Annotated in this window: 16 protein-coding genes and 2 pseudogenes; 14 read left to right on the top strand and 4 right to left on the bottom strand. The window is 48.7% G+C overall.

Annotated features, from left to right (window positions below; genetic code table 11):
* Positions 1-7 precede the first annotated feature (7 nt).
* From cas5c to cas4 (Q9J80_RS04285), 8 genes and pseudogenes are all read left to right on the top strand, one after another.
* Entirely contained in the window at positions 8-652 is a 645-nt protein-coding gene (gene cas5c / locus Q9J80_RS04320) for a type I-C CRISPR-associated protein Cas5c (RefSeq protein WP_301674124.1), read from the top strand.
* On the top strand, positions 649-2,394 hold the full coding sequence (gene cas8c, locus Q9J80_RS04315) for a type I-C CRISPR-associated protein Cas8c/Csd1 (RefSeq protein ID WP_301674125.1): 1,746 nt from the start codon (positions 649-651) through the stop codon (positions 2,392-2,394). Before cas5c ends, cas8c begins: the two co-directional genes overlap by 4 nt.
* Positions 2,395-2,409: 15 nt before the next feature.
* A complete protein-coding gene (gene cas7c / locus Q9J80_RS04310) occupies positions 2,410-3,261 on the top strand; it encodes a type I-C CRISPR-associated protein Cas7/Csd2 (RefSeq protein WP_301669671.1) in 852 nt (283 codons plus the stop codon).
* A gap of 2 nt (positions 3,262-3,263) precedes the next feature.
* On the top strand, positions 3,264-3,908 hold the full coding sequence (gene cas4, locus Q9J80_RS04305) for a CRISPR-associated protein Cas4 (protein WP_301674126.1): 645 nt from the start codon (positions 3,264-3,266) through the stop codon (positions 3,906-3,908).
* An 89-nt stretch (positions 3,909-3,997) separates the two neighbouring features.
* Entirely contained in the window at positions 3,998-4,846 is an 849-nt protein-coding gene (locus Q9J80_RS04300) for a DNA adenine methylase (protein WP_301669721.1), read from the top strand.
* A 1-nt stretch (position 4,847) separates the two neighbouring features.
* Entirely contained in the window at positions 4,848-6,533 is a 1,686-nt protein-coding gene (locus tag Q9J80_RS04295) for an AlwI family type II restriction endonuclease (protein WP_301674127.1), read from the top strand.
* A gap of 210 nt (positions 6,534-6,743) precedes the next feature.
* Positions 6,744-7,100: pseudogene (cas1, locus tag Q9J80_RS04290) on the top strand (CRISPR-associated endonuclease Cas1); the annotation flags it as partial.
* A pseudogene (gene cas4, locus Q9J80_RS04285) lies at positions 7,082-7,558 on the top strand (CRISPR-associated protein Cas4); the annotation flags it as partial. The pseudogenes cas1 and cas4 (Q9J80_RS04285), both read left to right, overlap by 19 nt.
* A gap of 39 nt (positions 7,559-7,597) precedes the next feature.
* Here the strand turns inward: cas4 (Q9J80_RS04285) and rpoD are convergent.
* The 3 genes from rpoD to secA form a co-directional block, all read right to left on the bottom strand.
* Positions 7,598-9,526 carry an RNA polymerase sigma factor RpoD gene (gene rpoD / locus Q9J80_RS04280; RefSeq protein ID WP_301669722.1) on the bottom strand — a complete coding sequence of 643 codons (1,929 nt, stop codon included), beginning with the start codon at positions 9,524-9,526 and terminating at the stop codon, positions 7,598-7,600.
* Positions 9,527-9,711: 185 nt separating this feature from the next.
* Complete coding sequence (gene dnaG, locus Q9J80_RS04275) at positions 9,712-11,484, bottom strand: DNA primase (protein WP_301674128.1); 1,773 nt, start codon at positions 11,482-11,484, stop codon at positions 9,712-9,714.
* A gap of 143 nt (positions 11,485-11,627) precedes the next feature.
* Positions 11,628-14,378 carry a preprotein translocase subunit SecA gene (secA, locus tag Q9J80_RS04270; protein ID WP_301674129.1) on the bottom strand — a complete coding sequence of 917 codons (2,751 nt, stop codon included), beginning with the start codon at positions 14,376-14,378 and terminating at the stop codon, positions 11,628-11,630.
* Positions 14,379-14,508: 130 nt separating this feature from the next.
* On the opposite strand from secA, the gene Q9J80_RS04265 reads away from it, so the two are divergent.
* The 6 genes from Q9J80_RS04265 to Q9J80_RS04240 all read left to right on the top strand — a co-directional run bounded on the left by Q9J80_RS04265 (position 14,509) and on the right by Q9J80_RS04240 (position 19,582).
* The gene (locus Q9J80_RS04265) at positions 14,509-14,931 is read left to right on the top strand and encodes a DciA family protein (protein WP_301674130.1); all 423 of its coding nucleotides are present in this window, start codon (positions 14,509-14,511) and stop codon (positions 14,929-14,931) included.
* 280 nt (positions 14,932-15,211) lie between these two features.
* Positions 15,212-15,766 (top strand): azurin, encoded by a 555-nt coding sequence (gene azu, locus Q9J80_RS04260; RefSeq protein ID WP_304671383.1) that lies wholly within the window; start codon positions 15,212-15,214, stop codon positions 15,764-15,766.
* A gap of 92 nt (positions 15,767-15,858) precedes the next feature.
* Positions 15,859-16,368, top strand: a complete 510-nt coding sequence (locus Q9J80_RS04255; protein WP_050388280.1) for a hemerythrin domain-containing protein — start codon at positions 15,859-15,861, stop codon at positions 16,366-16,368.
* 118 nt (positions 16,369-16,486) lie between these two features.
* Entirely contained in the window at positions 16,487-17,107 is a 621-nt protein-coding gene (locus tag Q9J80_RS04250) for a glucose-6-phosphate 1-dehydrogenase family protein (protein WP_304671384.1), read from the top strand.
* 99 nt (positions 17,108-17,206) lie between these two features.
* Positions 17,207-18,352, top strand: a complete 1,146-nt coding sequence (dapE, locus tag Q9J80_RS04245) for a succinyl-diaminopimelate desuccinylase (RefSeq protein ID WP_304671401.1) — start codon at positions 17,207-17,209, stop codon at positions 18,350-18,352.
* 414 nt (positions 18,353-18,766) lie between these two features.
* Complete coding sequence (locus tag Q9J80_RS04240) at positions 18,767-19,582, top strand: helix-turn-helix transcriptional regulator (protein WP_192880269.1); 816 nt, start codon at positions 18,767-18,769, stop codon at positions 19,580-19,582.
* On the opposite strand, the gene Q9J80_RS04235 is transcribed toward Q9J80_RS04240, so the two are convergent.
* Positions 19,560-20,117 carry a YbhB/YbcL family Raf kinase inhibitor-like protein gene (locus Q9J80_RS04235; protein WP_118787157.1) on the bottom strand — a complete coding sequence of 186 codons (558 nt, stop codon included), beginning with the start codon at positions 20,115-20,117 and terminating at the stop codon, positions 19,560-19,562. The genes Q9J80_RS04240 and Q9J80_RS04235 overlap by 23 nt on opposite strands.
* Positions 20,118-20,318 lie beyond the last annotated feature (201 nt).

The raw sequence follows: 20,318 nt of genomic DNA, 5'->3' as shown, positions 1-20,318 counted from the left end.
AGATGATATGAGTTTTATCTTAGAAATCAGCGGTGATTTGGCATGCTTCACTAGGCCTGAGCTAAAAGTAGAAAGGGTAAGTTACTCCGTTATCACGCCGTCTGCCGCCAGAAACATTTTAATGGCGATATTGTGGAAGCCGGCAATTCGCTGGCGAGTCTTGAAGATAGAAATCCTGAAACCGATTCAGTGGACGAATATCCGCCGTAACGAAGTGGGAACCAAAATGAGTGAACGTAGCGGCTCGCTCTATATTGAAGACAACCGCCAGCAGCGCGCATCCATGCTGCTGAAAGACGTTGCCTATCGCATCCACGCCGATTTTGACATGACAAGTGAAGCAGGCGAGGGCGACAACTATGTCAAATTTGCCGAAATGTTCAAACGGCGCGCAAAAAAAGGGCAGTATTTTCATCAGCCTTATTTGGGTTGCCGAGAGTTTCCCTGCCATTTCAGGCTGCTTGAAAAGGTTGAAGACGGTTTGCCGCGCGAAGACATCACCCAAGATTTCGGCTTTATGCTGTACGACATGGATTTCAGCAAATCCGACCCGCGCGATTCCAATAACGCCGAACCTATGTTTTACCAATGCAAAGCGATAAATGGCGTAATTACCGTGCCCCCAGCTAATAGCGAGGAGGTGAAACGATGATTCTGCACGCACTCACCCAATACTACCAACGCAAAGCCGAAAGCGATGGTGGTGTTGCCCCGGAAGGGTTTGAAAACAAAGCAATCCCGTTCATTATTGTTATAGACAAACAGGGCAAATTTATTCAGCTTGAAGATACCCGCGAGTTGAAAAATAAGAAAAAAGTTGCCCACACTTTTTTAGTGCCGAAAGGCTTGGGCAGGAGCGGTTCAAAATCCTACGAAGTAAGCAATTTATTGTGGGATCACTACGGTTATGTGCTTGCCTATGCCGGAGAAAAAGGGCAGGAGCAGGCAGATAAACAGCATGCCAGCTTTACTGCCAATGTAAACGAATTGAAACAGGCGTTGCCCGATGATGCAGGTGTTGCCGCCGTTGCCGCCTTTCTGGCTTCTGCGGAAGAAAAAAGCAAAGTCATGCAGGCCGCAAATTGGGCGGAATGTGCCAAAGTCAAAGGCTGTAATCTCAGCTTCCGCCTGGTAGACGAAGCGGTGGATTTGGTTTGTCAGTCAAAGGCGGTGCGGGCATATGTGAGTCAAGCAAATCAAACGCAATCCGATAATGTCCAAAAAGGCATTTGCCTGGTAACGGGCAAAGCTGCACCGATTGCGCGGCTGCATAACGCCGTGAAAGGTGTGAACGCAAAGCCTGCCCCATTTACATCAGTGAATTTGTCGGCTTTCGAATCATACGATAAAGAGCAAGGCTTTATCTTTCCTGTGGGCGAACAAGCCATGTTCGAGTACACCACAGCCTTAAATACCCTGCTTGCTAGCGAAAACCGATTCCGTATCGGTGATGTAACGGCCGTATGTTGGAGCGCAAAACCTACTCCGTTGGAAGAAAGTATTGCCTCGCTGATTAACGGGGGCGGTAAAGACAAGCCCGATGCCCATATTGATGCTGTCAAATCGCTTTATAAAAGCTTGTACAACGGCAAATATACAAAACCAGACAGCAAAGAAAAATTCTACCTTTTAGGCTTGTCTCCTAATTCCGCACGCATTGTCGTCCGATTTTGGTACGAAACCACTGTTGCTACCTTATCCGAAAGCATTGCGGCATGGTATGACGATTTGCAGATGGTGCGTGGCGAAAACTCGCCATACCCCGAATATATGCCGCTACCGCGCCTGCTGGGCAATTTGGTGTTGGACGGCAAGATGGAAAACCTGCCGTCCGATCTAATCGCCCAAGTAACAGATGCCGCACTTAACAACCGCGTTTTACCCGTCAGCCTGTTGCAGGCTGCTTTACGGCGTAATAAAGCGGAACAGAAAATTACTTATGGCAGAGCAAGTTTACTTAAAGCCTATATCAATCGCGCAATCCGCGCGGGTCGTCTGAAAAACATGAAGGAGCTAACTATGAGCTTAGATAGAAACCGTCAAGACATCGGCTATGTGCTGGGGCGGCTGTTTGCCGTACTGGAAAAAACACAGGCCGAAGCCAATCCCGGCTTGAACGCCACCATTGCCGACCGCTATTTCGGTTCGGCAAGCAGTACGCCGATTGCCGTATTCGGTACTTTGATTCGTTTGTCTAAACATCATCTTAGTAAACTGAATACGGAAAAATACAGGGGAAAACGAATTTTTTTAGAAAAACTTTTTCAAGAAATTATCGGAAAAATAGATAATTTCCCTAATCATTTGGATATTAATCATCAAGTTTTATTTGGGATCGGTTATTACCACCAAAAACAAGATTTTTTCCAATCCAACTCAACTGAAACAAATTAAACAGGAGCAAATATCATGACTATTGAAAAACGCTACGACTTTGTCTTTTTATTTGACGTGCAAGACGGCAACCCTAACGGCGATCCCGACGCAGGCAACCTGCCGCGTATCGACCCGCAAACCGGCGAAGGTTTGGTAACCGATGTTTGCCTGAAACGCAAAGTCCGCAACTTTATCCAAATGACCCAAAACAGCGAGCACCACGACATCTTTATCCGGGAAAAAGGCATTTTGAACAACCTGATTGACGAAGCCCACGAGCAAGAAAACGTAAAAGGCAAAGAAAAAGGTGAGAAAACCGAAGCCGCCCGCCAATACATGTGCAGTCGTTATTACGACATCCGCACATTCGGAGCAGTGATGACTACCGGCAAAAATGCAGGACAAGTGCGCGGTCCCGTGCAGCTGACCTTCTCTCGTTCCATAGACCCTATCATGACCCTAGAACACAGCATTACCCGCATGGCGGTTACCAACGAAAAAGATGCCAGCGAAACCGGCGACAACCGCACTATGGGTCGCAAATTCACTGTCCCCTACGGCCTATACCGCTGCCACGGCTTCATTTCTGCCCATTTCGCCAAACAAACAGGCTTTTCCGAAAACGATTTAGAGCTGTTTTGGCAGGCACTCGTCAATATGTTCGATCACGACCATTCCGCCGCACGCGGACAAATGAATGCTCGCGGACTCTATGTGTTTGAACACAGCAATAATCTAGGCGACACACCTGCCGACAGCCTCTTCAAACGCATTCAGGTTGCTAAAAAAGACGGAGTGGAAGTAGCAAGGAGTTTTGACGACTACCTTGTCAGCGTGGACGATCAAAATCTTGGCGAAACCAAGCTGCTGCGTAAATTAGGCTAAAAATGACCGCACTTTTAACCGAAAGCCAAGGGGAAAATCAGGAGACGCGCCTGATTCCCCTTTCTGCCCTGCAACACTACGCCTTTTGTCCGCGCCAATGTGCGTTGATTCACAACGAGCAGGCGTGGGCGGAGAACTATTTGACCGCGCAGGGCAAGGCGTTGCATGAGCGGGTGGATTCGGGCGAGCTGGAAACACGCAAGGGTGTGCGCTTTGAGCGGACGGTGCATGTATCGGCGGAAAAACTGGGCATCGGCGGCGTGTTGGATTTGGTGGAAGTGGATACAAAAACAGGTCGTCTGAAACCTGTGGAATACAAACGCGGCAAGCCAAAACCCGACCCGATGGACGAAATTCAGCTTTGCGCCCAAGGTTTGTGCTTGGAAGAAATGACGGGGCAAATCGTCTCTGAGGGCGCGCTGTGGTATATGCAAACCCGCCACCACGTCCCCATCGTGTTTTCAGACGACCTGCGCGCCCAAACACTCGCCACCATCGCCGCCGTCCGTGAATTACTGGAAAGCGGACAAACCCCACCGCCCGACTACGGCAAACGCTGCAAATCCTGCTCTCTGGTGGAAATCTGCCAGCCGGAGTTGTTGGGGAAACGGGATAGGAGTGTGGGGTATGTGGCGGGGTTGTTTTAGGAGTGAGTTGTAGATTTTTAGATAATATTTTTTTTTAAAAAACAGCTATAATTGGCTAAAATTTTCTTTTATAGACAGGTCATAATGTGATGAAACCTATTTTAAAATATCGTGGTGGAAAATCAAAAGAACTATCAGAAATTTTACCGTTTATTCCTAATTTCACGGGCAGATATATCGAGCCGTTTTTAGGTGGTGGAGCAATGTTTTTTGAGTTAGGAAAAAAGAATTCTATTATTAATGATATTAATGAAAATTTAATTTCTTTTTATGCTAATCTTCAGTCGCATCATCAACAAGTGCGCAAAGAACTGGAAGAATTGCAGTGCATTTATGAAAATAATAGGGAAAAATTTGAGTATTTAAAAAAATTAGCTCCCAATTTAAGAGTGCACGATGATAATGAAGACCTCTATTATAAAATGAGAGAAATGTTTAATGGTGATTTATTAATGGAATATAATCCAGCTACTATTTATTATTTTATTAATAAAACGTCTTATTCGGGGATGATTCGCCATAATGCACAAGGAAAGTTTAATGTACCTTATGGGAGGTATAAAAATTTTAATACTAAATTAATTACTGATGAGCATATTGAATTATTAAAAAATACAGATATTTATAATTATGATTATTCTGAAATTTTTAATAAAGCTAATTCTAATGATTTTATATTTTTAGATCCTCCATATGATTGTGTATTTAATGATTATGGAAATATAGAGATGGATAGTGGCTTTTCTGAAGAAATGCACCGAAAGTTAGCAGAAGATTTTAATAATTTGCATACTCCTGCTTTAATGGTTATTGGCAAAACATCATTAACAGAAGAGTTATATGGTTCTCGTATTGTTCACGAATACGAAAAATCGTACGCTGTAAATATTAGAAATCGTTTTAGATCAGAATCTAAACATATTTTAGTGAGGAATTAGAATGGCATCACTATCTAAAAGTAAGCATCTTTTTGGATTTACTTCACCGAGAACATTGGAGAAAATCATTCCCGAACTGAGGTTGTTAGATGAAAAATTTAAAGAGAAAAAATGGAATACACAAACACAGATTGAATTTTTTGATACTTTATTTTTATCTAATTTTTATGAAGGGGAGAAAAGACCAAAAAATCCAGCTTTAGCAGCTAGAGATCGAATTACACGTGCTCCCAAAGCACTTGGTTTTATTCAATTAACACCAGAGATTAACTTAACCAAAGCTGGCAAACAGCTTATTTCAGAGAAAAGATTAGATGAAATTTTTACCAAACAATTATTAAAATTTCAATTACCATCTCCTTACCATACTCAATCAAATGTCATTGAATTTAATGTTAAACCTTATTTAGAGTTGTTACGACTCATTAAGGAGTTGGGTTCTATTTCTAAGCTAGAAATAGCCTTATTTTTCTTACAACTAACAAACTTTAATAAATTTGATTTTATTAAAAATAAGATTCTTTCTTTTAGAGAGCGTAGAAAAGAAAAAAGAGCAAGTTGGAGAACTTTTGTTTCGGGTGAGTTTGTCGCAGAAATAAAAGAGATATTTCATTATGAGATTGTTAATAATCAATTTTACACACGAGAAAGTGAACACTCTACTTTTGAAAAATTCATAAAAACAAAAGAAAGTAATATGCGCGATTACGCAGATGCTTTTTTTAGATATATCCGTGCAACTGAGTTGGTTACAATTGACTCTAAAACTATGAGAATTAAGATTTCACCATCTAGAAAAGATGATGTGAATTTTATTTTGGAAAATATTGATAGACATCCAATGCATTTTGATAGTGTAAAGTCATTTCAAAATTACCTATTTGATCCTGAATCATTAAAACTATTTTCAGATAATAAAGATAGGCTAATTGATAAGATAAAATCTTTGTCAGTTGAACAAGTAGTATTAGAAAGTAAGACTATTGATGAGTTAAAAGACGATTTGGTTGTGTTAGAAACTGAGAAAAAGAAAAAATTTGTAAGCGATAATATAATTAAATTAAAAGAAAATAAATTAGATGATTTAAATGATATTTATCTTATGTTCAATAAAATTATTGATAAAGAAGTTCCCGATGCCCCATTGTTTCTTGAGTGGAATGTTTGGCGTGCTTTTGCTGCTTTAAATCACACTAAAGAAATTTCTGGGAATTTTATTTTTGATTTAGATGGCATGCCACTTAATACTGCTCCAGGAAATAAGCCGGATATTGAAATTAATTATGGGGATTTTTCCTGCATTATTGAAGTAACAATGTCTCGTGGTGAAACTCAATTTAATATGGAAGGTTCGTCTGTTCCCCGGCACTATGGTGATTTGGTCAATAAATTACAGCATAACAAAGCATATTGTTTTTTTATTGCACCTAAAATATCAGAAGCAACAAAGGCATTCTTTTTTAACCTGAATAAAGTGCATACTAAAAGGTATGGTGGAAAAACTAAAATTATTCCTATGGATTTATACAGTTTCATTGAATTTTTCCGAGTTGGAATTGTACAACAATTTTCACAAGTTTCTATTTTAGAAAACTGGTTGGAGCAACAATGGCTCTATAACCAAGATGCAGAAGATGAAGATATTTGGTTTAGACGGATTCAAGAAAGTATTCAAAATTGGATTTAAATATCTAATGGGCTAAAAATTTCCATTATTTATTGAGCCCGTTTGAAGAGCTAGTTACTTTTTCAGACTGTCTAAACTACGTTCAGAGGACGCAAGCGGAACACAGTTGCTATAAATAAGTGTAGATACTCCCTAAAACCTTTTAGGAAGGAATTTATAAAATTTTGATTTAAAAATAAAAAATATATTAAAAATACGAGGATTTCAACTATGCGCAAACTGCAAAACACGCTCTACATCACCACCCAAGGCAGCTATCTACATAAGGAGCGGGAGACGTTGGTGGTGGAGCAGGAGCGTAAGAAGGTGGCGCAGTTGCCGGTGCATTCCATCGGGCATATTTTCTGCTTTGGCAATGTGTTGGTGTCGCCGTTTCTGCTGGGGTTTTGCGGCGAAAATAATGTGAATTTGGTGTTTTTTACCGAAAACGGTCGTTTCTTGGGGCGGCTTCAGGGGCGGCAGAGCGGCAATGTGCTGTTGCGACGGGCGCAGTATCGGGTGTCGGAGCAAAATTCCGTACCGATTGAGCGCAATATCATTGCGGCAAAGATTCGGGTGAGCCGGAAACACGCAAGGGCGTGCGCTTTGAGCGGACGGTGAATGTGTCGGCGGATAAGCTGGGCATCAGCGGCATATTGGATTTGGTGGAAGTGGATACGAAAACAGGCCGTCTGAAACCCGTGGAATACAAACGTGGCAAGCCAAAACCCGACCCGATGGACGAAATCCAGCTTTGCGCCCAAGGCTTGTGCTTGGAAGAAATGACGGGGCAAACCGTCTCTGAGAGCGCACTGTGGTATATGCAAACCCGCCACCGCGTCCCCGTCGTGTTTTCAGACGGCCTACGCGCCCAAACCCTCGCAACTATAGCCGCCGTCCGCGAACTTTTAAACAGCGGACAAACCCCGCCGCCCGACTACGGCAAACGATGCAAAGCCTGCTCTCTGGTGGAAATCTGTCAGCTGGAGTTGTTGGCGAAACGGGATGGGAGTGTGGGATATGTGGAAGCGTTGTTTATTGTGTAAGAAAAAACCGCAGGTATTTGAAATCTGCGGTTTTTTGGTTTATAGCTTGCTGTCTTCGCTGTCCAAGAAACTTCTCAAACGGTCGCTTCTTGTCGGATGCCGCAGCTTGCGGAGTGCTTTTGCCTCGATTTGTCGGATGCGTTCGCGCGTTACGTCAAACTGTCTGCCGACTTCTTCCAGCGTGTGGTCGGTGTTCATATCGATGCCGAAACGCATACGCAGGACTTTTGCCTCACGCGGTGTCAGGCTTTCGAGGATTTCTTTGGTTACTTCGTGCAGGCTGGTGTACATTGCCGCATCGGCCGGCGCAACATTGTTGGCATCTTCGATGAAATCGCCCAAGTGCGAATCGTCGTCGTCGCCGATCGGGGTTTCCATCGAAATCGGCTCTTTGGCGATTTTCATGATTTTGCGGATTTTGTCTTCGGGCATCTGCATCAGTTCGGCAAGTTTGGCGGAATCGGGTTCTTCGCCGGTTTCTTGAAGGTGCTGGCGCGAGATGCGGTTCATCTTGTTGATGGTTTCAATCATATGTACCGGAATGCGGATGGTACGCGCCTGATCGGCAATCGAACGGGTGATTGCCTGACGGATCCACCAAGTTGCGTAGGTGGAGAATTTATAGCCTCTGCGGTATTCGAACTTATCGACCGCTTTCATCAAACCGATATTGCCTTCTTGAATCAAATCAAGGAACTGCAAGCCCCGGTTGGTGTATTTTTTGGCAATGGAAATCACCAGACGCAGGTTTGCCTGAATCATTTCCTGCTTGGCGGCTGCGGTTTCTTTTTCGCTCGACACCATATTTTTGTTGATTTCTTTCAACTCTTCGATGGAAATGCGGGTTTCTTTTTCCATATCCGCCAACTCGGTTTGTTTTTCGAGGATGGCGTGGCGGAAGCGGTCGAGTGCGTCGCTCCAAACCCTGCCTTTGGCGATTTCTTCTTCAATCCATTCCAGATTGGTGATTTCGGGCAGGAAGTTTTGGATGAAGTAGTCGCGTTCCATATGGACGCGGTCGAGGCAGATGTCGCGGATTTCGCGTTCGAGTTTGCGGATGTTTTCTACTTTCCCGCGCAGGCTGCTGCTGAGGCTGTCGATTTGGCGGGTGGCGAAACGGACTTCCAGCAGTTTGTTGGCAATCGCGTCGCGGTAGGCGAGATAGTCTTTGTGTCGGCTGTGGTGTTTTTCCAAACGGCCGATCATTTTTTTGTAGTCTTTTTCGATTTGGGCAAAGTGGCCGATGACTTTTTGTTTCAATTCGGCGAGATTGGCTGCCGAGATTTCATCCGCATCTTCTTCCGATTCTTCGTCGTCTTCGTTTTCGTCCGAATTGTCGTTGGAAGGTTTCTCGGGCACTGTGGTTTCCAAGTGTCCCAAGCCCAATTCGTTGAGCAATACTTCATTCGGGTCGATAATGGCTTCTACGACTTCGTCGACACGGATTTCGTCTTTGCGGATTTTTTCGATGAGTTCCAAGATTTCCGCAATGGACCCCGGGCAGGCGGAGATGGCCTGAACCATATTTTTCAGGGCGTTTTCGATTTTTTTGGCGATGATGATTTCGTCTTCGCGGGTCAGCAGGTCGACCTGTCCCATTTCGCGCATATACATACGGACGGGGTCGGTCGTCCTGCCGAACTCGGAATCTGCACTGGAAAGGGCGGCCTCGGCTTCTTCGACGGCATCATCGTCGGTAACGGCGGCATTGTCGCTTAACAATATGTCTTCCGCATCGGGGGCGTGTTCGGTAACTTGGATGCCCAAACCGGAAATCATGCTGACGATGTTGTCGATTTGATCGGCATCGGACATATCGTCTGGCAGGGCGTCGTTGATTTCGGAGTAGGTGATGTAGCCGCGTTCTTTGCCCATAATGATGAGTTGGCGCAGGCGCGCGCGTTGTTCCTCAATCGTCAGGGGGCGGGCATCGTCTTGGTATTCTTCGTGATTTTGGTTTTTGGACATTGTCTGCTTTCTGTTGGTAAGGTGCCGACGGTTTGCGTTTGGACGCACCTGAAGGCGTGGCAGAGCGGGTACTCTGATGCCGTCTGAAGGCTTTTTGGGATGGGTGTTCTGCAGGTGTTGTTGTTGCAGCCGGTGCGAATGCTTTTCAGACGGCATAACGGTTTACGGGTGGCGGAATCCGCCGGTCAATTTTGTTTTGCGGTCAGCAGCGACAGTAAAAGTTTTTTCTCGCTTTCATTTAAGCCGGATTGCAGGCTTTTTTGTTTTAATGTTTCGATTTGGCTGTATTTTAACTCATTGAGCAGTTTTTTGATGCCGATTTGGAAGTTTTCGCAATCTTCTTCGCCGCTGCCTTCCATTTCTTCCGATTGAAGGACCGACCGGAAGATGCGGTTGATTGTTTCTTCGTAGGGCGAACCGCGCATATGTTCCAAAACCTGTGCGGTTGCCGGCACGGAAGGATGGTTTTTAATGGTTTCGGCGAGGTTGGCAAGGCAGGCGAAATCGCCGTCCAACGCCAGATAATCGGGCAGGTCTATATATGCAGCCCAATCCGGATTTATCAAGAGGCTGCGGATTTGCCGTTGCACCAATGTCGGCATAACGGGCTGTTTGACGGAAATCGGGGGCAGTTTGTAGCTTTTTTGTTTGACGTGCCGCTTCGGCGCTTCCTGTCCCAACAGTTGGGCGAGGTCGTCGGGGTCGATGCCGATCAGCTCGCTAAGCCGTTGTTTTAACAAATAAGCCAATGTCGGCGCGGTAATCTGCGCCAAAAGCGGCGAACTGGTTTTCACCAATTCTGCTTTGCCTTCTTGCGTATTGAGGTTGAGGCCGTCTGAAAGATGTTCCCAGAAATATTCTGACAGCGGCTTGCTTTGGTTTAACAAGGCATCTTCAAACTGCGTCTTGCCGTAGGCGCGGATGTAGCTGTCTGGGTCGTGTTCTTCGGGTAAGAATAGAAAATGCAGCGATTTATCGTCTTTTAATTGCGGCAACGCATTTTCCAGCGCGCGCCAAGCCGCTTTACGTCCCGCGCTGTCACCATCAAAACAAAAATAAATACTGTCTGCCTGACGCATCAGGATTTTGACGTGTTCCGCCGTCGTTGCCGTACCCAAAGCCGCCACGCCGTAGCCGACGCCGAACTGCGCCAATGCGACCACGTCCATGTAGCCTTCGACCACCAAAATCCGTCCGGCCTCTTTTATGGCAGCACGCCCTTCATATAGTCCGTAAAGGTTTTTCCCCTTATCAAACAAAGGCGTATCAGGCGAGTTCAAATATTTCGGTTTCGAGTCGTCCAACACTCTGCCGCCAAATCCGATGACCTGCCCACGCGGATTACGGATAGGGAACATAATCCGATGGCGAAAGCGGTCGTAATGTTTGCCTTCGTTGTCGATGACCATGCCCGTATCCACCAATGCAGTATTCGGATAGGGTTGGAACACTTGCGCCAAAGGTTGCCAGCCGTCAGGCGCATAGCCCAAACCATAATGCGCGATAACTTCCGCACTCAAACCGCGTTTATCCAAATAGGCCTTCGCAGCAGGATTAAATTTCAACTGTTGCGCATAAAAATCCGCTGCCGCTGCCGTTGTTTCTTCCAAAGTCTGCTGTTTTTTCTTACGTTCGGCACGGATTTCGGGATTGTCTTCCTGCCCACGAACTTTAGGCACCGTCATGCCGACGCGATCAGCCAAAAACTGCACCGCCTCCGGAAACGACAGCCCCTGATGTTCCATCACAAAACCAATCGCCGAACCATGCGCCCCGCAACTGAAACAATGGTAAAACTGCTTGGTTGGACTGACCGAAAACGACGGCGTTTTTTCCTTGTGGAACGGGCAACACGCCATATAGTTCGCCCCGCCTTTTTTCAGCGGAACCTGCTCGTCGATAATATCGACAATATCGACTTTGGCTAGAAGTTCGTCAATGAAGTCGGATGGAATCATAGTTCGGCGGGGCGGATGCCTGTTTTTAGTTCGGATGGTATCAAATCAGGAGTTTTCGGATTGTCGGTCGGATACGGCGATTTAGGCAAAATGCCGTCTGAAGCTGGAAACCGGATGTTCAGACGGCATTTGCGTTCAAACGCTTAAGCCAATTTGCCGTGGCATTGTTTGTATTTCAAACCGCTGCCGCAGGGGCAGGGGTCGTTGCGGTGGACGATTTGCCCCTGCGCTTCCAAGGCTTCGGGGCTGAAATCCGTCCCATCGGGATTAAAGGCTTCGGTAACCAGATCGGTTTGCGACTGACCCAAAAGTTCTTCCATATCGGGCGATTCGGAATGGATGGACTGGATGTTGCCGACGGGTTGCTCTTCAACCGCCGCGACAGGGTTTTGTTCGATTTGAACCGAAGTAAGCAGGGAGGCGATATGGAATTTGATGCCGTTCCACAGGTCTTGGAACATGGTAAAGGCTTCGCGTTTGTATTCCTGCTTCGGATTTTTCTGGGCATAGCTGCGAAGGTGGATGCCTTGGCGCAGGTAGTCCATAGCGGCGAGGTGTTCGCGCCATTGGTTGTCGATGACCTGCAACATCACGTTGCGCTCGAAATCGGCCATTGCCTGCTTGCCGACCAGTTCGGTTTTGGCGGCATATTCGTTTTCGATGCGCTCGATCAGGCGTTCTTTGATATCTTGACCGTCAATTGTATTGTCTGCTTTCAGCCAGGATTGGATGTCTTCGTGCAGTCTGAATTCGGCAGCCAGACGGTTCTCCAAAGTTGGGATGTCCCATTGTTCTTCCATGCTGTCGGGCGGCATATAGGTATCCACGAGGTCGCTGACGACATCAGAACGGATTTCCTTCATCAGGTCGCTGATGTCTTTGCTGGTCAGAATTTCGTTGCGCTGGCTGTAAATGACTTTGCGTTGTTCGTTGGCAACGTCGTCGTATTCCAAAACCTGTTTGCGCATATCGAAGTTTCTGCCTTCGACTTTGCGTTGCGCCCCTTCGATTTGGCGCGTCAGCAGGTTGTGCTCGATGGCAACGCCGCGTTCGGGGGCGAGGCGGTTGAGGATGGTGGCGGCGCGGTCGAGTGCGAAGAGGCGCAGCAGCGGATCTTCAAACGAAAGGTAGAAACGGCTGGATCCGGGGTCGCCCTGACGGCCGGAGCGTCCGCGCAATTGGTTGTCGATACGGCGGCTTTCGTGCCGCTCCGTACCGATGATGTGCAGGCCGCCTGCTTCCATAACCTTGTCGTGTTCTGCCTGCCAGCCGTTTTCGAGTGCGGCGATTTGTGCCTGTTTCTCTTCGTCGCTCAAGGTTTCGTCGGCGCGGATGGCATCGGTTTGGTGCTTCAGGTTGCCGCCTAAAACGATATCCGTACCGCGTCCCGCCATATTGGTGGCAACGGTGATCGCGCCGACTTTGCCTGCTTGGGCGACAATCAGGGCTTCGCGTTCGTGTTCTTTGGCGTTGAGGACGTTGTGCGGCAGTCCGGCTTTTTGCAGAAGGTGGGAAACCAGTTCGGAGTTTTCGATGCTGGTCGTGCCGACGAGGACGGGCTGCCCGCGTTTGTGGCATTCCTCGATGTCTTTGACGACGGCTTCGAATTTTTCTTCGGCGGAACGGAAAATCTGGTCGTTGAAGTCTTTGCGCTGTACGGGGCGGTTGGTCGGGATGATGACGGTTTCGAGGTTATAAATGCTTTGGAACTCGAAAGCCTCGGTATCTGCCGTACCGGTCATACCGGAGAGCTTGGTGTACAGGCGGAAATAGTTTTGGAAGGTGATGGAGGCGAGGGTTTGGTTTTCGCGTTTGATTTCCACGCCTTCTTTGGCTTCCACGGCTTGATGCAGGCCTTCGGACCAGCGGCGGCCGGACATCAGACGGCCTGTAAATTCGTCAACGATGACGATTTCGCCGTCTTGGATAACGTAATGTTGGTCTTTGTGGAATAACGTATGCGCGCGCAATGCCGCCATAAGGTGGTGCATCAGGGCGATGTTGGCGGCAGAATAGAGCGAGTCGTTTTCTGCCAGCAATCCCATTTGGGTCAGAATCTGCTCGGCGTGTTCGTGGCCGGCTTCGCTCAGGATGACCTGGTGCGCCTTTTCATCTACCCAGTAGTCGCCTTCGCCTTCTTCTGTCTCTTGGCGGACGAGGTGGGGCGGGACGGTGTTCATGATTTGGTACAACTGGATGTTGTCGTCTGCCTGGCCGGAGATAATCAGCGGAGTGCGCGCTTCGTCAATCAAGATGGAATCCACTTCATCGACAACGGCAAAATTCAATTCGCGCTGCACTTTGTCGTATTGGTCGGTTACCATATTGTCGCGCAGGTAGTCGAAGCCGAATTCGTTGTTCGTACCGTAGGTAATGTCGGCGGCGTAGGCGTTTTGACGGTCGAACGGCTGCATATCTGAAATAATCACGCCGACGGTCAGGCCGAGGAAATTGTAGAGCGGCTCCATGATGCCCGCATCGCGTGAGGCAAGGTAGTCGTTGACGGTTACGACGTGTACGCCTTTGCCGGCAAGTGCGTTGAGATAGACGGCGAGGGTGGCGACCAGGGTTTTACCTTCGCCGGTACGCATTTCGGCGATTTTACCGTTGTGTAGCACCATGCCGCCGATCAGTTGCACGTCGAAGTGGCGCATGCCGAGCACGCGGCGGGATGCTTCGCGGCAGACGGCGAAGGCTTCGACCAAGATGTCGTCCAGAGTCTGTCCGTCGGCCAGGCGTTGTTTGAATTCGGCTGTTTTGGCCTGTAAATCCGCATCGCTCAAGGCTTTCATTTGTTCTTCGAGTGCGTTGATTTTGACAACGGATTTGCGGTATTGTTTGAGCAGCCTATCGTTGCGGCTGCCGAAAATTTTCTTAGCGATGTTTGTCAGCATGAATAATTCCTACGCCTGATATAATAGTGGGCGAAAACGTAATTTTAACACAAGCGGTTGCGTAAAGTGCTAATGCCGTCTGAAATAAAGGCGCGTTTGCGGTATTTCAATCTTTTGGGGTGTGCGTTTTATGAATCTGGAACATCTGGGCAGGCAGGATTCACTGCTTTCGGAGCTTTTGAAACAGGCGGGGAAATGGCGACGTTTGGATGCTGCGGTAAAAAAATTGCTTCCTCCTAATCTGCATCCGCACTTTCAGACGGCATGCATCGAAGATGGAAGGCTTATCCTTTTGGCGGCAAACAATATGGCGGCATCGCGTTTGAAGATGATTGTGCCGTCGGTTCTGCCGCAATTGGCCGGTTTGGATGAGGCAATACGGTCTGTTTCGGTTAAGGTTGTACCGAAGCCGGAAAGCCGGCCGAAAACGAATAATTTACACTTGAGTAAAGCTGCATTGGAAAGTTTTGATTCGGCAGCAGCCAGGCTGGAAAAGCGACATCCTGAATTGGCAGAAGCTTTGGCGGAATTGGTCAGGAAACACGGTGCATAAAATTTACTTTCGGAGAATTGTAAATTTCAGTTAATTTGTGAAGTAAATTAGTGGTTAATCTAATACTAAATATATAGTCTCAAGGTGAGTCTTTCTGGTTTTTAGGTAAACCGGTGTAAACTTATAAACAGGCTTTGATTTCAAGTAAAGTTTGTAGCAAAATACCGTACTGAGACATCTGTTTATGCAATCGTTGCCATGCTTTTTTAAGGTTTGTTAATATCGGTTGCATTTTAATTTTCGTAAAATTTAACACAATTTCATCAATTGGAGATTTGTTATGAAAGCTTATCTGGCTCTGATTTCTGCTGCCGTTATCGGTTTGGCTGCCTGCTCTCAAGAACCTGCTGCACCTGCTGCCGAGGCTCCTGCAGCTTCTGAGGCTCCTGCCGCTGAAGCACCTGCAGCCTCTGAGGCTGCACCGGCTGATGCCGCAGCCGCACCTGCCGCCGGCAACTGTGCAACTACTGTTGAAGCCAACGACAATATGCAGTTCAACACCAAAGACATCCAAGTCAGCAAGGCTTGTAAAGAGTTCACCATCACTCTGAAACATACCGGTACGCAACCCAAAGCCAGCATGGGTCACAACCTCGTGATTGCCAAAGCTGAAGACATGGACGGCGTATTTAAAGACGGCGTAGGTGCTGCCGATACCGATTATGTTAAACCTGATGATGCACGCGTTGTTGCCCACACCAAACTGATTGGCGGCGGCGAAGAAGCTTCCCTGACTCTGGATCCTGCTAAATTGGTCGGCGGCGAATATAAATTCGCTTGTACCTTCCCAGGTCACGGTGCTTTGATGAACGGTAAAGTTACTTTGGTTGACTAATCCGTCTAAAGCTTGAAAACAGACAGCCTGCCTTGCGCAGGCTGTTTTGTTATAATCTGGAAACGTTAATTTAAGAATAAAACCTAAAAACCATGAATCCGTTTGAAACCAAAAGCGTTACCTTTGCCGAACCGATTGAAATGCTGTATGCCTGCCACGGCAAAGTGCGCCGTTTCTGCGGACAAGTCGCCATGCTGTCGGACTATATCGCCGAAAACGGCTGCAATCAGATTGTTTTGCAAACCATCCGCCAAATCGCCCAGTATTTTAATGTTGCCGCGCCGCTGCACCATGAAGACGAAGAAGAAAACTTTTTCCCGCTCCTGCTGCAATATGCGCCGCAAGCCCAAGAAAGTGTGAATGAGCTTTTGCACCAACATGTAAGCCTACATGGCAACTGGGATGCTGTGGCTGCCGAATTTGCCAAACTCGAAGCAGACAATGCCTATATCCCCGATGCGGAAGCGTTCAAACGTTTTGTGGCGGGATATGATGTGCATCTGGCGATTGAAGAGCCTTTGTTCGACATGGGCAAAACGTTTATTCCTAAAGAAAAACTGACCGAAATCGGCGAAATCATGGCGGCGCGCAGGCGCAGATAAGGTCGTTTGCAGATTGCCGTTTCTTCAAATAAAGGTTGTCTTAAAACTTGAAAACAGAGTTTCAGGCGACCCCAGTATCCCCGTAACACAACCACGTCGTCTGAAAAGGAAGCCAATCATGCTGACCCCGAAAAGCTGCGATTTGTTCAATATCCCGTTTTTCCAGTTTGCCCAGCTCAAGAAATACCAGCCCGAAAGCATTCCGCAAATTAAGGCCGACTATAAAGAAAACTGGCAGGTATGGCAGCAGCTGATACAGCAGGTCGCCGCAGATTTGGGCGAACCTTTCGCCCCGCCGCATATCGAACGCTGGTGTAACGGCTGGCAGGTTCGCGCCCATTTCTTTGCCTATTTTAAATACGCCCAATACAAAAACTCTGCCGCCATCCTGTCGATACTACTTAACCGCCGCCGTCTGAGTGTCAGCTTGGATTGGCACTGCTACAAAGCCGACGTGTCGCCGATTGCTCTGCCCGATTACAACCGATGGCTGGATAATTTTGACACTGAAAAATACGCCGCATTCGATATGTGGCACGGCGCGGAAAGCGAATACGACGACTACCGCACTGTCGCGCAGCAAAATGAATCCGACCGAAGGTTGCAAAACGACGAAGACTTTTTCTGCATCGGCAAACACATCGAACGCAACGATTTGGGCAAACAAAATGTAGCGAAATGGATAGCCGAAACGGTGGAAGACTTGCTGCCGCTTTACGAAGCGTGTCATGGTGCTTGACCTGAAGAACCCGCTTCGCTATCGTTAGCCCGTTTCATTCAACATCAAATGCCGTCTGAAACTCCGTTCAGACGGCATCTCAAACAGAAAAGCCGAAAAATGACCGAAACCCGATCCCTAGAACTCGCCAAAGAATTGATTGCCCGACCGTCCGTTACGCCGGATGACCAAAATTGCCAAAAACTCCTTGCCGAACGCCTGCACAAAATCGGTTTTGCGGCTGAAGAACTCCATTTCGGAGACACCAAAAACATCTGGTTGCGACGCGGCACGAAAACTCCCGTCGTCTGTTTTGCAGGGCATACCGACGTTGTGCCGACGGGCCCCGTTGAAAAATGGGATTCGCCCCCGTTCGAGCCGGCCGAGCGCGACGGAAGATTATACGGGCGCGGCGCGGCGGATATGAAAACCGGCATCGCCTGCTTCGTTACCGCCTGCGAACGCTTCGTTGCCGAACATCCCGACCACCAAGGCAGCATCGCGCTTCTGATTACTTCCGACGAAGAGGGCGATGCGCTGGATGGTACGACCAAAGTCGTCGATGTGTTGAAAGCGCGCGACGAGCTTATCGACTATTGCATCGTCGGCGAACCGACCACCGTGGACAAATTGGGCGATATGATTAAAAACGGCCGGCGCGGCTCGCTGTCGGGCAACCTGACCGTCAAAGGCAAGCAAGGACATATCGCCTATCCGCATTTGGCAATCAATCCCGTGCATACTTTTGCCCCGGCCTTGTTAGAGCTGACGCAGGAAGTCTGGGACGAAGGCAACGAATACTTCCCGCCGACCAGCTTCCAGATTTCCAATATCAACGGCGGCACAGGCGCGACCAACGTCATTCCGGGCGAGCTGGACGTCAAATTCAATTTCCGCTTCTCCACCGAGTCCACCGAAGCAGGGCTGAAACAACGTGTCCACGCCATTTTGGACAAACACGGCGTGCAATACGATTTGCAGTGGTCGTGTTCGGGCCAGCCCTTCCTGACCCACGCGGGCAAACTGACTGATGTCGCACGCGCCGCCATTGTCGAAACCTGCGGCGTAGAGACCGAATTGTCCACCACCGGCGGCACTTCTGACGGCCGCTTCATTAAAGCCATTGCGAAAGAACTCATCGAATTAGGCCCGTCCAATGCCACCATCCACCAAATCAACGAAAACGTGCGGCTGGACGATATTCCGAAGCTGTCAGCGGTGTATGAGGGGATATTGGCGCGGTTGTTGGCTGGAAATGCCGTCTGAAAAGAAGATGGGCTGTCGGATATGGATGTCCGACCATTTGATTAGGTCTAACGTGAGTTTGAGGCAACACATTGATTTTTATGTAGAGCGATTTATTTGAACGGCAATCCATTCCCTCTCCCGTGGGAGAGGGCTAGGGAGAGGGCATTGGGGCGGTAACGGAAATATTGTCTGTATCTGCCCCGTTTTACTCTCTCCCCGAGCCTCCCCCATAGGGGAGAGGCCAAGTTGCAGGTACGCCGACGGAATATGGTTGAAACCCGGCCATTCGGGGCGGTGGGATTTTGGTTTATTTTTGGGAAGTAACCCCTTCCAAATCAGGGTAAACAGGGCTGCGCCTTATGTGCGGCCCTGTGTGTTGAAACATTGAGGAAGATAACCGTGCCGTCAAATTACTTTCATACGCGCGAACGATTGGGTGCTTTGGGCGGCATCGTGCAACACCATACCGCCTTGTACCGCAGCGTGGCGGTATATGAACCGGCTGTGCTTATCGTGCGGCGCGGATGCAAGAAGCTGCGGTGGGCGGGGCGCGAATTGAGGATTGCGGCGGGTGAGGCGGTCGCGTTGGCAGGCGGACAGACGTTTGATGTCATCAATATTCCCGATTCAGACGGCCTCTATCAGGCGCAATGGATTGCTTTCGAACAGGAAACCGTAGAAAGGTTTGCCGCACAATACGGGACAGCGCAGGCAGTGTGCGATGCGGTGAAGCTGCCGCACCTCGGGCGTATGGGCGCGGCGTTTGATTATGCGGCTGCGGTACTGGCGGATGAAGAAGTGCCGCACAATGCGGCAGAGGCTGCGCTTTGCGGCGTGTTGGCGTGGTTGCAGCATGACGGCATCGGTTTTGCCGTGTACGAAGGCGTCAACCTGATGCGGCAAATCCGCAAACTGATTACCGCCGATATGGCTGCGGACTGGTCGTCGGCGATGCTGGCGCAGCGGCTTAATTGCAGCGAGGCCGCGTTGCGGCGGCGGTTGGCGAGGCAGGACACGAATTTCCGTACGCTGCTGACGGATGTACGCATGATGCGCGCGCTGACGCTGTTGCAGGTTACGCAATGGCCGGTGGCGCAGATTGCCGGCGCGGTCGGCTATGACTGCCCGTCCCGTTTCAGCGCGCGATTCAAAGAGCGGTTCGGTTGCGTACCGTCGGCGGTCCGCTCGAAAGCGGAGCCGACGGCATATCGGCGCACGGTGCAGGTCAGCGTCGGTGTTCGACCGTGAATTTTGCTTCGCCCAAGCTGTTTGCCTTAGTGAAGAAACCGACCAGCGCGGGTGTGGATTCGGCGGTGATGTTCGGCAGCTTGGCGACTTTTAGCGCGGTGAGCGTGAATTCGTAGCGGTGTTTCCTGCCTTCGGGCGGACACGCGCCGCCGTAGCCCGGCGTGCCGAAGTCTGTGCGGGTTTGCAGCGCGCCTTTGGGCAGCCTGCCGCCTTGCGCGGTAATGCCTGCGGGCAGGCGGCGGACATCGGCGGGAATGTCGGCGACCACCCAATGCATCCAGCCCAGGCCGGTCGGCGCGTCTTTATCGTAAACGGTCAGGACGAAACTTTTTGTCCCTGCGGGCGGATTTTTCCACGACAGCGCGGGCGAAGCATTGCCGCCCGAACAGCCAAAGCCGTAAGGCGCGCTCAAAAGCTGGTTTTGCGTGAAGCCGCCGTCTTTGGACGGGTTGTCGAATTGCAGCGTGAATGCGCCCCCGGCAAGGGCAGCAGTTGAAAAAGCCAGCAGTACGGCGGAGAGGATGCGGGTTTGCATAGATGATTCCTTTGCTTGATGAATAAGTGGATTCATTATAGGCTGTCAAAGGCGGCAGGAATGTGTCGAAACGGTTGGATGATGTGCCGAAATGCGCAAATGCAAAAATCGTGGTTTCAGACGAGCCTTTGAAGGCCGTCTGAAATCTTTAATTCCTTTCCCTGAGGCTTTAGAAACATCGAATATTTAGGAATTGCCGCA

This window comes from Neisseria blantyrii (assembly GCF_962747855.1).
GTDB classification, from domain to species: domain Bacteria; phylum Pseudomonadota; class Gammaproteobacteria; order Burkholderiales; family Neisseriaceae; genus Neisseria; species Neisseria viridiae.
This window is presented reverse-complemented; position numbering and strand designations above follow the sequence as displayed.